At 52.2% G+C, this 11,236-nt stretch carries 13 protein-coding genes; 6 read left to right on the forward strand and 7 right to left on the reverse strand.

The window, feature by feature from the left end; translation table 11 throughout:
• Positions 1–164: 164 nt before the first annotated feature.
• The 6 genes from gatC to FP815_04245 all read left to right on the forward strand — a co-directional run bounded on the left by gatC (position 165) and on the right by FP815_04245 (position 4,388).
• Positions 165–452: an Asp-tRNA(Asn)/Glu-tRNA(Gln) amidotransferase subunit GatC gene (gene gatC / locus FP815_04220; GenBank protein ID MBA3014142.1), complete on the forward strand. Its 288-nt coding sequence runs from the start codon at positions 165–167 to the stop codon at positions 450–452.
• 86 nt (positions 453–538) lie between these two features.
• Positions 539–2,011, forward strand: a complete 1,473-nt coding sequence (gatA, locus tag FP815_04225) for an Asp-tRNA(Asn)/Glu-tRNA(Gln) amidotransferase subunit GatA (protein MBA3014143.1) — start codon at positions 539–541, stop codon at positions 2,009–2,011.
• A complete protein-coding gene (locus tag FP815_04230) occupies positions 2,008–3,105 on the forward strand; it encodes a histidinol-phosphate transaminase (protein MBA3014144.1) in 1,098 nt (365 codons plus the stop codon). The genes gatA and FP815_04230 overlap by 4 nt, the downstream gene beginning before the upstream one ends.
• On the forward strand, positions 3,105–3,776 hold the full coding sequence (locus FP815_04235) for a (d)CMP kinase (protein MBA3014145.1): 672 nt from the start codon (positions 3,105–3,107) through the stop codon (positions 3,774–3,776). The genes FP815_04230 and FP815_04235 overlap by 1 nt, the downstream gene beginning before the upstream one ends.
• 15 nt (positions 3,777–3,791) lie before the next feature.
• Positions 3,792–4,154 carry a PilZ domain-containing protein gene (locus FP815_04240; protein MBA3014146.1) on the forward strand — a complete coding sequence of 121 codons (363 nt, stop codon included), beginning with the start codon at positions 3,792–3,794 and terminating at the stop codon, positions 4,152–4,154.
• Between the two features lie 9 nt (positions 4,155–4,163).
• Complete coding sequence (locus FP815_04245) at positions 4,164–4,388, forward strand: hypothetical protein (protein MBA3014147.1); 225 nt, start codon at positions 4,164–4,166, stop codon at positions 4,386–4,388.
• Between the two features lie 41 nt (positions 4,389–4,429).
• Here the strand turns inward: FP815_04245 and FP815_04250 are convergent, their stop codons facing one another.
• The 7 genes from FP815_04250 to FP815_04280 all read right to left on the reverse strand — a co-directional run.
• Positions 4,430–5,116, reverse strand: a complete 687-nt coding sequence (locus FP815_04250; protein MBA3014148.1) for an XTP/dITP diphosphatase — start codon at positions 5,114–5,116, stop codon at positions 4,430–4,432.
• Between the two features lie 391 nt (positions 5,117–5,507).
• Positions 5,508–6,338: a biotin--[acetyl-CoA-carboxylase] ligase gene (locus FP815_04255; protein MBA3014149.1), complete on the reverse strand. Its 831-nt coding sequence runs from the start codon at positions 6,336–6,338 to the stop codon at positions 5,508–5,510.
• 153 nt (positions 6,339–6,491) lie between these two features.
• On the reverse strand, positions 6,492–6,836 hold the full coding sequence (yajC, locus tag FP815_04260) for a preprotein translocase subunit YajC (GenBank protein MBA3014150.1): 345 nt from the start codon (positions 6,834–6,836) through the stop codon (positions 6,492–6,494).
• Positions 6,837–6,878: 42 nt separating this feature from the next.
• A complete protein-coding gene (gene tgt, locus FP815_04265; protein MBA3014151.1) occupies positions 6,879–7,994 on the reverse strand; it encodes a tRNA guanosine(34) transglycosylase Tgt in 1,116 nt (371 codons plus the stop codon).
• A gap of 115 nt (positions 7,995–8,109) precedes the next feature.
• The gene (gene mnmG, locus FP815_04270; protein MBA3014152.1) at positions 8,110–9,990 is read right to left on the reverse strand and encodes a tRNA uridine-5-carboxymethylaminomethyl(34) synthesis enzyme MnmG; all 1,881 of its coding nucleotides are present in this window, start codon (positions 9,988–9,990) and stop codon (positions 8,110–8,112) included.
• Positions 9,991–10,092: 102 nt separating this feature from the next.
• Positions 10,093–10,920 (reverse strand): class I SAM-dependent methyltransferase, encoded by an 828-nt coding sequence (locus FP815_04275; GenBank protein ID MBA3014153.1) that lies wholly within the window; start codon positions 10,918–10,920, stop codon positions 10,093–10,095.
• 109 nt (positions 10,921–11,029) lie between these two features.
• Positions 11,030–11,236, reverse strand: a 207-nt coding sequence (locus FP815_04280; GenBank protein ID MBA3014154.1) for a zinc ribbon domain-containing protein, incomplete at its 5' end; no start/stop codon positions are given.

An 11,236-nucleotide genomic window follows, 5' to 3' on the forward strand; every position in this document is an offset into this window, starting at 1 on the left:
AATCATGGTTAGTCATAAATCATCGAATGATACTCAATGTCAGTGTGTCCTCAGCCATTGGCAGGACCCAATCGCCGTCAACCGTGAACCAACAACCTGAGCAGTTACTAATTTTTTTTACTTAGCAATTGTCTCAAGAACACAACAAAAAAGGTACTTGCACCATGCAAATCACTGCTAAAGAAATCATCAAGGTCGCCCACCTTGCCCGTTTAGAACTTGCTCCGAACGAGATCACCCCTCTGGCTGAACAGGTCGGGTCCATCTTAACCTACATCAACAAGCTTAACGAGCTGAACACCGAGGCCGTCAAACCGACATTCCACGCCCTAGCCCTCTCCAATGCCTTCCGGGACGATGTGGTCATCCCTTCACTGCCCCAGTCCGAAGCCCTCAAAAATGGCCCTCTGCAAAACGGCGAAGCCTTCGTAGTGCCCAAGATCATCGGATAAAAACCCTTTTCCATCACTAACAACAAACCTTTCTTTTCAGCGGCACCGAGTTCGAGGGGACACTGCCTCGTGTGCAAGAGGATACAATGCAATTATATGATCAACCCATCCATCAGCTCCACACCCTGCTCCGAAATCGACAACTATCGGCCCTTGAGCTGACCAACCACGTCCTGTCCCGAATCGATCAGGTCGAGCCCCAAGTTGGGGCCTTCATCACCGAAAGCCGCGAACTGGCCCAAGCCCAGGCTCAGGCCGCCGACGCAATGCTTGCCCGTGGCGAAGGCGGCCCCTTATGCGGCATTCCATTAACTATCAAAGATGTCATCTGCACCAAAGGAATAAGAACCACCTGCGGTTCCAAGATTCTTGAACCGTTTATTCCTCCCTATGACGCCACTGTCATCACCAAACTCCAGGAACAAGGCGCGGTGATGCTCGGCAAGGTCAGCATGGACGAATTCGCCATGGGCTCAGCCAACGAGAACTGCGCCTACGGGACTCCCAAAAACCCTTGGGACACAAATCACATCTGCGGCGGATCCAGCGGTGGTTCCGCCGCTGCCGTCGCAGCAGGAGAGTGCATTGCCTCACTAGGCTCTGATACCGGCGGATCAGTACGTCAACCAGCCTCCCACTGCGGAGTGGTTGGCATGAAGCCTACCTACGGACGAATTTCACGTTTTGGACTCCTGGCCTTTGCCTCCTCTCTCGACCAAATCGGCCCTCTGACCAAGGATGTCCGAGATTGCGCCATCATGCTGAACGGCATTGCCGGGCACGACCCTCGGGATTCCACCTCGGTCAAGGAGCCTGTTCCCGACTTTACCAGCGCTCTTGGCAAAAATATTCGAGGAATGAAAATCGGTATCCCACGGGAATATTTCGGCGAAGGACTTGACCCCGAAGTACGAGCTGCCGTGGACAACGCCATTAACGCCCTGCGCCAGACCGGCGTAGAAATCGTCGACGTTTCGCTGCCTCACACCGAATACGGGGTCGCTGCCTATTATATCATCGCCCCGGCTGAGGCCAGTTCCAACCTGGCACGATATGACGGCGTCAAATACGGGTTCCGCAATCTGAATGCCGACTCTCTGCTCGCGATGTACAAGACAACGAGATCACAAGGGTTTGGCGCTGAGGTCAAAAGAAGGATCATCATCGGGACCTATGCGCTCTCCTCTGGCTATTACGATGCCTATTACAAGAAAGCATCCCAAGTAAGAACGCTGATTACCGAGGACTATGCCAAGGCTTTTTCCGCCTGCGATGCCTTAGTCTCACCCGTCACCCCGGCGCCAGCGTGGCGTTTAGGAGAAAAAGCGGACGATCCGCTCTCCGTCTACCTCTCCGATGCCATGACCATCTGCACCAATCTGGCCGGCCTCCCAGCCATCTCCATCCCTTGCGGCTTCAGCTCAACTGGCCTGCCCATCGGTTTTCAGATCCAAGGCCCGCATTTCCGCGAGGATACTCTTCTCTCCCTCGCCCATGCACTTGAGCAATCTCTCGGAGTAAGCGAACGCCGTCCCCCATTGTCAGGAGGGACGAAATGAAACTGACCATCCCTGATCATATCAAACATCTCGTTCCTTATCCCCCTGGCAAGCCATTAGAGGAGCTGGAACGGGAGTATGGAATTACCGGCTCGATCAAGATGGCCTCCAACGAGAACTCGCTGGGACCTTCTCCTAAAGCTGTCCAGGCAATCAGCGCCGCTTTGACCAACCTGCATCGCTACCCGGACGGCAGCTGTTATTATCTCGGCCAAGCCCTGGCCAACAACCTTGGTGTCCAACCGGAGCAGATCGTCTTCGGCAACGGCTCAGACGAAATCATCGCCTTGCTGGCGGCAGCCCTGGTGATGCCTGGAGATGAGGTTATCTCGTCAAAACCCTCTTTTCTGGTCTACCCCAAAGTTGCTCAAGCCCAGGGCGGGATCAACCGAATAGTCCCTCTGGATGGCATGCGGCATGATTTAAAGTCAATTCTAGAGCAGATCACAGACCGAACTCGATTGATTTTTCTCGACAACCCCAACAACCCCACCGGAACCATTTTTGGCAAAAAAGAGTTTGAAGCATTCCTAAGTCAGGTGCCAGACCATGTTGTAACCGTGCTTGACGAAGCCTACATCGATTTCACCGATCCATCTCAACGCATTGATATTCGGACTTATCTCAATGGCGACCAGCCCGTTGTCGGTCTACGGACCTTTTCCAAGGCTTACGGCTTAGCCGGATTGCGAGTTGGATACGGACTCATGCCACCTCAGATCGCTGATTGCCTCCACCGAGTAAGAGGGCCCTTCAACGTCAACAGCCTGGCCCAGGTCGGAGCCATCGCGGCCTTGAAAGATACAGAACATTACGACAACACCTTGGCCATGACCAGAAACGGTATCTCCTGGCTCACGGAACGGTTATCGACGATAGGACTTTCCCCTCTACCCACACACACCAATTTTTTTCTGGTCGATCTCCATCGGGATAGCAAGAATTTCTACCAAGCGCTGCTCCAAAAAGGGGTGATCGTCAGACCGATGTCGGCCTATGCCTTACCGACATTTATCCGCATCACTGTAGGTACCGCGACAGAAAACGAGCGCCTGTTACGGGCAATAACCGACACCTTGGCCGAACTGAACTAATGTCACCCCTATCACAAATTATTACCATTGATGGCCCCTCCGGTTCCGGAAAGAGCACAATCAGCCGCCTCCTGGCCCAACGCCTCGGGATCACCTTTCTGGATACCGGAGCCATGTACCGTGCTGTTGGTCTTGCCGCCTCCCGTCAAGGCTTGGATCTTACCGACACGGATGCTGTCAAACAACTGATGGCGAACATTGACCTGCAAATGCTTCCCGGTGTGATCGAATCCCAGGTTATCATGAACGGCGAAGATGTCTCGGATGCCATCCGTACCGCAGACATGGGAATGATGGCCTCAAAAGTTTCAGCCCTTGGTGAGGTCCGTCAAAACCTGACCTCACTGCAAAAGGCACTCGGTGCAAAACAAGCCGTGGTCGCCGAAGGCCGAGACATGGGCACAGTGGTATTCCCCACAGCAAAACATAAATTTTTCCTCTCAGCAACCGCCGACGAGAGAGCCCGCCGCAGGACCGCACAACTCCACGAGAAAGGTCTGGAAGCAAATGGTAACGAGATTTTAGAGCAGATCAAACAACGGGATCACGACGACAGCAGGCGGAGCCTGGCTCCCCTCAAACCAGCCGACGATGCTGTGATCATCGACTCGTCGACAATGACGATTGAAGACGTTGTTCAGTTTATGGTGGACAGAATTACTAAGCCTTGACAGAGGAGAGAAGATATGACGACAGTGGCACAAGATAACAACCATCGACATATGAAAAGACGGCACATCATCTATTATCTTGAGGTGTTTGACCAGACCACAGGTAAACTCCTGGGCCATCTGGTTGACCTCACGGTGAAAGGCATGAAACTGATCAGCAAGGAAGAGATAGCCCCTGGCCAAAAATTTTCACTCCGAATGGTCATGCCGGAAGAATATTGCCCTGAACGGGAGGTCCACTTCACTGCCACCAGTAGCTGGTGCAGCGAAGACATTAATCCCGACTTCTATGCCACCGGCTTCCATTGCCCAGACCTTGAAGAAAATACCCGCCGACTATTCATGATCCTGATTAATCAGATTGGCTTTAACGACTGAGATAGAAAAATGGCAATTGACAACGAACAAGGAGCCCTCAGCGCCATCGAAGGATGGCGAAAAGAACCCCTACGGGCACAACGAAAACATCTCCAGGAAGCAGCTGACTCGCTGGAACTAGGCGCCATGTATTATGAACAGAAAGGCAACGAAGCTGGGGTCACCAGGGTCACCCGTTGCCTAAATCTGATCAGGACACGGCAACAGGAAATCGACTTTGAGATAACTGAGTAATCAGCAAACAGCGTCCTACTGAATAAAAACAAACTAGGCGGTCACACCATCTTCTCTTCCGACCAGTCGTTATGTTCAAATTGACGATGATCGGGCTTCTCTGGCTTAGCCTCAGTAAGCCTCGCTTTGAGCCAGACCACGATTTTCTCACACTCATCACGAATCTCCGCCAAGGCCTTGCCTCGATGGCTCACCCTGTTTTTTTCCTCTGATGAGGCCTCGGCAAAGGTCTTTCCCAGCTCGGGGCAGAAAAAAACCGGATCATACCCAAACCCGCCGTCACCAACCGGAGCTTCCGTAATTACCCCGTAGCATCTCCCTTCATAGGTCAATGCGGGACCGCTTGGCACTGCGATTGACACAACACAATGGAACGCTGCGCCGCGATTTTTTTCCCCATTCAGTTCCATCAGCAATTTCTTAATATTTTCTTGGTCGTTGGCCTTAGGCCCTGCGTATCGGGCAGAGCGAACACCTGGCGCCCCGTTCAAGGCTTCAACTACCAGACCAGAGTCATCAGATAGTGCCGGCAGGCCCAACACTTTGGCGGTAAATAAGGCCTTTTTATAGGCATTGTCATCAAAAGTCTCGCCATCTTCGTCTACCTCCGGAATTGGACCGAAATCACTCAAACAGCGGATCTCTATCGGATAGTCCTGTAGCATCTCCCGGAACTCTTTGACCTTACCTTGATTTGTGGTGGCAAGCACCATAACGAGCTTCTGCATTGGCATTATTCAGTTAGTGTTAAGGGTGACGGAATCACTCCGTTTGAAATTAAACGCAGCGAAATCCTCCCTGCGCCTATGGTTGCGGATATATGGCATATTTTGTGTCGATGAGTTCCACCCATACCGCATCTTGTGTAACAAGCGGAAAAAATAATTTGCTTTAGACTAATAAAAGAAATATAGTTACAGTAAAGATAGAGTAAAAAATCTGTGCACAACCTGATACAAGTTTTGGTAGGTCGCTGCGTATCAGATATGTGACGCAACGTGGGAGGTATCTTTATGTGGCTCGATTTTCTCCTATTTATCACTATCGGTCCCCTGATCGGATTACTCATGTATGCCCTGAGCGACCACAAGAAACGTTCAGAAAAGCACTTCGAGGAACTTAGGGAAAATAGTCATTTAGTGTGCTAGGGTCAAGCGTAATATCCCCAGACATTACCTGATGACAACGGCCAGCTTTATCCCTGATTATCAAGCACCCTTCATTATCAGGGCCGAGCGACTGTCCACAAATGGTTTGCCCATCAGTGGTGAGCCAGGAAAGAAGCTGTTTGGCCGTTGCATCTCTTCTCTTCCAATCGGATAAAATCCTTGCAAAACCACCGTGTTCCACACGCTCAATCTCCCTCTCAACACAATCGACAAGCACTGACAACATCAAGCCTTTGCCAATAGTCCTGCCGCATACTATAGAAAGTGACGTTGCCCGTGTCCGCACCTCCGAGGGAAACTGATCCGGCGATGTCCCCAGGTTAATCCCAACGCCAAGTGCTACTGCTGGGCCTAGCCCGCCTGTCAGATCACATTCAGCTAAAATCCCTGCTACTTTCTTCCCGCCAAGAAGCACATCATTAGGCCACTTGATCATACTAAATAAGCCGCTCACCTCATCAATTGCCTGAGCAACCGCAAGCCCTGCTGCAAGCGTAACCCGAGCCAGTTGCGTCAAAGGAATGTTCGGTCGCAGAATTATTGTGCAATAGAGCCCGGTTCCGGCAGGTGAAGACCATGTTTTCCCCAAACGTCCCCTGCCCATTGTTTGCGTCTCGGCGACCACAATGGTCCCAGTGGCAGCCCCCTCCTTGCTCATCGATAATGCCAAGGTATTAGTCGAGTCCACTGTCTCAAAAAAATGGACCTCTTGCCTGCGACTCCCCAGAAAACCACTCTGACGAATTTTGTGCCAAAGGGCATCTTCCATGGTTTCACTCATAGCAAAATCCTACCGCTCTCGTTTGCCAACCACACGCCCCACATAAGTCAAACCACTCAAACAAAAACAAACGGCGTGCCGCCAATTAAAAGCGTCACGCCGTTTGTTTTATCCCTGCTTCATACCCGATGAAGCTTACACTCTCGGCACCTGTCAGCCACCACCCTTAGGAGCGCATGCCTCGCCTTTGACAGTGGAAACCGCTCCCAGAATATAGGGCCGTGAAATCTTGACCCGAACATTATCGGCCACCTCCAAGGTAACCACTGTATCCGTCAGACCGGTGATAGTGCCAATCATGCCGCCACTTGAAACCACGACATCACCCTTCTTCATATTGGACAGAAAATCCTGATGATCTTTGGCCTTCTTCTGCTGCGGCCGGATCAACAGAAAATAGAAAACAGCAAAAATCAAAATCAAAGGCAAAAACGACATCAGTTGACTCTGTCCAGATGCGGCTGGGCCTGCCGCATAAGCGATACTTGTTCCAAACATGATTATCTCCACAAAAAAATTAATGAAAAGGGACGGTAAAACTCACTCCCCTTGACGCCGAGCATAAAACTCCTTCCTGAACTCAGCAAACCGATCTTCATCCAATGCTTCCCTGACCTGAGCCATTAGCCCGACATAATAGTGCAGGTTATGGATAGTATTCAAGTTACAGGCAAGAAGTTCCTTCGCCATGTAGAGATGCCGAAGGTAGGCCCGGGAAAAATTCCGGCAGACATAACAGGAGCAGGACTCGTCCAGTGGTCGCGCATCCCGTTGGTATTGCGCGTTCTTTATAACAATCTTACCCTGCGAAGTAAAGAGCAATCCATTGCGGGCATTCCTGGTCGGCATAACGCAATCAAACATATCAACTCCGCGCCAGACCCCTTCCACCAGATCCTCAGGGGTACCAACACCCATCAGGTAGATCGGATGATCTTTAGGCATGAGAGCGGCTGTATGCTCAGTCATTTCATGCATCAACTCTTTTGGTTCCCCGACACTTAAGCCGCCCATGGCATAGCCATCGAAACCGATATCGATCAATTCCGCCACCGCCTGCGCCCGCAGATCAGAGTACATTCCGCCCTGGATGATACCAAAAAGCAGCTGACCGGTAGAGCGGTCCTGGGCCTCCCGCGAGCGACGCGCCCAGCGCCCGGTAAGGGCTGTCGCCTTGATGGCCTCATCCCAGCTTGCGGGATAGGGAATACAGGTATCGAGACACATCATAATATCAGTACCCAGCGCCTCTTGTACCGCCACCGCATCCTCGGGACTAAGAAAAAGATTGGTACCATCGAGATGAGACTTGAAAGCCGCGCCTTGTTCTGTGATCCGGGTCAGATCTTTCAATGAGAAAATCTGAAAGCCTCCACTATCCGTGAGGATCGATCCTTTCCAGCCCATGAAACGGTGCAAACCACCAAGCTCCCGAATCAGGTTGTGACCAGGACGCAAATAAAGGTGATAAGTGTTGGCAAGGATGATCTCTGCGCCAATGGTGGTAAGGTCTGCAGGGGTTATACCTTTGACCGTGGCTTGGGTCCCCACCGGCATAAAGACAGGCGTCTGGAAGGCGCCATGGGCCGTGGTGACCTGGCCGCGTCGAGCCGGGCATTGACTGGACTGTTTAATCAGGGTGAAGGGAGAAGGCATAATCAATCCGTTATTACAGGGAAAAAAGTCGTAACTCACGTAGTCGGTTAACGGTTATCGGTAACGGAAAATGACTTTGCCAACCGATAACCGTTAACCTGTAACAATAAAACACTCAGATCAACCCCCTCTTTTTGAGGTGAATCTGCAGCACCGAGATGGCGGCGGGGGTAATTCCCGAGATCCTTAAGGCCTGCCCCAAAGAACGCGGCCTGATCGTGGTCATCTTCTCCACAACCTCATTGGACAGTCCGTCGCACAGACCATAATCGAAATCTGCCGGCAGGAGGACATCCTCAAATTTCCGAAAACGGGCAATTTGTTCCTGCTGGCGCACAATATAGCCTTCGTACTTTACCTGCAGCTGGACTTCCCGAGCCACATCAACAGCTATCGGCCTCCGCTCTTCGGTGACATCCTGCAACCGCGCCATGGTTAATTCCGGTCGCCGCAGAAGTTCGACCAAGGTAGCTGGCTGACGCATGGGGGCAGTGCCTAAGGCGGCCAATCGGTCATTGATCACCTCCGTTGGCTTCACCACAGTGCGGGTAAGCCACTCCATGACATCACCAATCCCATCCCGTTTCCGACAGAAACGAGCAAAAGCCTCGTCTCCCACCAGACCCAAGTCACGGCCAATTGATGAGAGCCTGAGATCAGCGTTGTCCTCACGAAGGAGCAATCGATATTCGGCCCGGGAGGTAAAGAGCCGATACGGCTCCTTAGTGCCAAGAGTGACGAGATCGTCGATCAAAACTCCGGTGTACGCCTGGGAGCGGTCCAGGATCAGCGGCGGTTCATCACGCACGGAACGCACCGCATTAATCCCAGCCATCAACCCCTGTGCCGCGGCCTCCTCGTAGCCCGAGGTTCCGTTGATCTGCCCGGCTAAAAACAGCCCAGGCAGACGCTTGGTCTCAAGGGAAGGAAACAGCTCCCTAGGATCGACATAATCATATTCGATAGCATAACCAGGCCGAATGATCCGGGCATTCTCCAGCCCCTTGACGCTCTGAATCATCCGGACCTGAATATCGAGCGGCAGACTGGTAGGCACCCCGTTAGGATAGACCTCTACCGTATCCAAGCCCTCCGGTTCCAAAAAAATCTGATGCCGCTCCTTGTCTGGAAAGCGGGAGATCTTGTCCTCAATGGAGGGACAATACCGAGCCCCAATCCCCTTGATAACCCCGGCATACATCGGTGAACGATCAAGCCCACCCCGAATGATGTCGTGAGTCTGCAGGTTGGTATAGGTGATATAGCACGGTCGTTGCGGCAGAATAGTACTTCCGGTGCTGGCAAAGGAGAATAGACACGGCGGATCGTCACTGTGCTGAGCCTCCAATGCTGAATAGTCAATCGTCGTGCCGTCCAGACGCGGAGTAGTACCGGTCTTCATCCGCCCCATGGCAAAACCGAGCGCTCGAAGATGCTCAGGCAGCGACAACGAGGGGGCGTCACCCATCCGGCCTGCTGGAAAGTTCTTCATCCCGATATGGATCAGACCGTTCAAGAAGGTCCCAGTGGCGATGATCACTGTCCGGGCTTCAATCTCCTCATCCAGGGAGGTGACAACACCAGCAACCTTTCCGTTACGAATCAACAGCCGATCAATAACCGTTTGACGAATTTCGAGACCTGACTGATTCTCCAGCACCGATTTCATCCGCAGTCGATACAGGAGACGGTCCGCCTGGGCGCGAGACGACCAGACCGCAGGCCCCTTGCTGGTGTTCAACCGCCGGAACTGGATGGCCGTGGCATCAATATTTCTGGCCATCTCCCCACCCAAGGCATCAATCTCCTTGACCAGATGGCCCTTGGCCAATCCCCCGATGGCGGGATTACAGGACATGGCACCGATTCCGTCGGCGTTAATAATCGTTACCAAGGTCCGGCAGCCCATACGCGACGCAGCCAAGGCGGCTTCGCACCCGGCATGACCAGCACCGACCACCAACACATCATAGCTATTTCCCTGACTCCCTGTCATCACATAACCACTTAATATAATGAAAAAATTAACTCCCCACCGTCACAATCAGCACTGGGCCGTCATAACGCTCGACACAATCCCCTAATCGAGGAAAACTGGCTAAACCATACCAACTCCCTGACGCACAGGGGTAAAGCTGATTACAGCCCATTTCGCTACCCGTTGCTCTTTCATGGACCAGAACCCATCTTGGTTTTCGATAAGAATGTTATCAAGGTAGCGTGTCAATGCACCTTGTTCCTCTAGTGTCAACTGATCAAGCATCCAGGAACAGGAATCCTCTGCCGCCTGCCGAGAGTCGTAAACCTTAGGCTCCTGAATATCGATAAAATCGACAGTGGCGTGAATCCCCATCTGATAGAGGATATTCACAGTGAAAATATAGTCAGGTCCGGGACTGAACTCTCTGCCGACGGCGCGAAAGAGGGCGGGGTCAAAGGGCCCACTTCCCACCCGGTCGCCGATTACCACCTGCTCCCTGGCACAGGCGTTAAGCTTGATCAGGGCCTTGCCCAAATCATCGACCGAGAGCGAACATGAGGCAATGACAAGATCATAGGCGCCGAGACCCAAGGCAGACCAATCGTCCTCCCAGGAACCATGGACAATCTCGATATTGTCCACCCCTTCACTGATAGAACGAGCGCCAAGCTGCTCAAGCATCTCAGAGGAAAAATCTACCGCCGTCACCGAACGTACCTGCCGAGCAACAGGAATCGCCAAGGTACCGGGACCGGAACCGACATCAAGCACGGTCATATCAGAACGAAGCCTCAGGCGACTGATAAAGTCCGTCACGTACTGAGAGGCCGTGTTCCGCCGAGCAAAACCTGCAGCACGACGGTTCCAGTCCTCTTTAGTTTTCCCCTGCCAGGTGCGCCCTTTACGACTCTCCTGCCACAAACGATTCCAATCGACCTGATCCACCACCTGCGATTCCCCTTAAACCAAAAAACTGTACAACTTTTGTCCCGCCAGTTGCAAGGGAGGGTTTATCATATCCTACAATGAGAGACTCCCTCACAACTCGAGCATTCTAATCGCTGATTTTACCCTTCAAGTTCGGCATGGTCTCAGGCTTACTGGTATCCCAAATCCGGCTTTCATTGCCGGTAGCCGTAACATTTTCGTAGACACCGTTATCACGCCGGACAAGTTTGGTAAATCCCATGTTTTTCAAATCACTGTTGGTCTTCGGAGTGCTGATACCAACCAATGAAATCAATTTTTTAACCGATTGACC

The sequence above is a fragment of the Desulfobulbaceae bacterium genome (assembly GCA_013792005.1).
GTDB lineage: Bacteria > Desulfobacterota > Desulfobulbia > Desulfobulbales > VMSU01 > VMSU01.

Bases quoted from the DNA above. Each gene is read 5' to 3' on its own strand.
- gatC (MBA3014142.1), top strand. From the start codon at position 165: ATGCAAATCACTGCTAAAGAAATCATCAAGGTCGCCCACCTTGCCCGT.
- gatA (MBA3014143.1), top strand. From the start codon at position 539: ATGCAATTATATGATCAACCCATCCATCAGCTCCACACCCTGCTCCGA.
- FP815_04230 (MBA3014144.1), top strand. From the start codon at position 2,008: ATGAAACTGACCATCCCTGATCATATCAAACATCTCGTTCCTTATCCC.
- FP815_04235 (MBA3014145.1), top strand. From the start codon at position 3,105: ATGTCACCCCTATCACAAATTATTACCATTGATGGCCCCTCCGGTTCC.
- FP815_04240 (MBA3014146.1), top strand. From the start codon at position 3,792: ATGACGACAGTGGCACAAGATAACAACCATCGACATATGAAAAGACGG.
- FP815_04245 (MBA3014147.1), top strand. From the start codon at position 4,164: ATGGCAATTGACAACGAACAAGGAGCCCTCAGCGCCATCGAAGGATGG.
- FP815_04250 (MBA3014148.1), bottom strand. From the start codon at position 5,116: ATGCAGAAGCTCGTTATGGTGCTTGCCACCACAAATCAAGGTAAGGTC.
- FP815_04255 (MBA3014149.1), bottom strand. From the start codon at position 6,338: ATGAGTGAAACCATGGAAGATGCCCTTTGGCACAAAATTCGTCAGAGT.
- yajC (MBA3014150.1), bottom strand. From the start codon at position 6,836: ATGTTTGGAACAAGTATCGCTTATGCGGCAGGCCCAGCCGCATCTGGA.
- tgt (MBA3014151.1), bottom strand. From the start codon at position 7,994: ATGCCTTCTCCCTTCACCCTGATTAAACAGTCCAGTCAATGCCCGGCT.
- mnmG (MBA3014152.1), bottom strand. From the start codon at position 9,990: ATGACAGGGAGTCAGGGAAATAGCTATGATGTGTTGGTGGTCGGTGCT.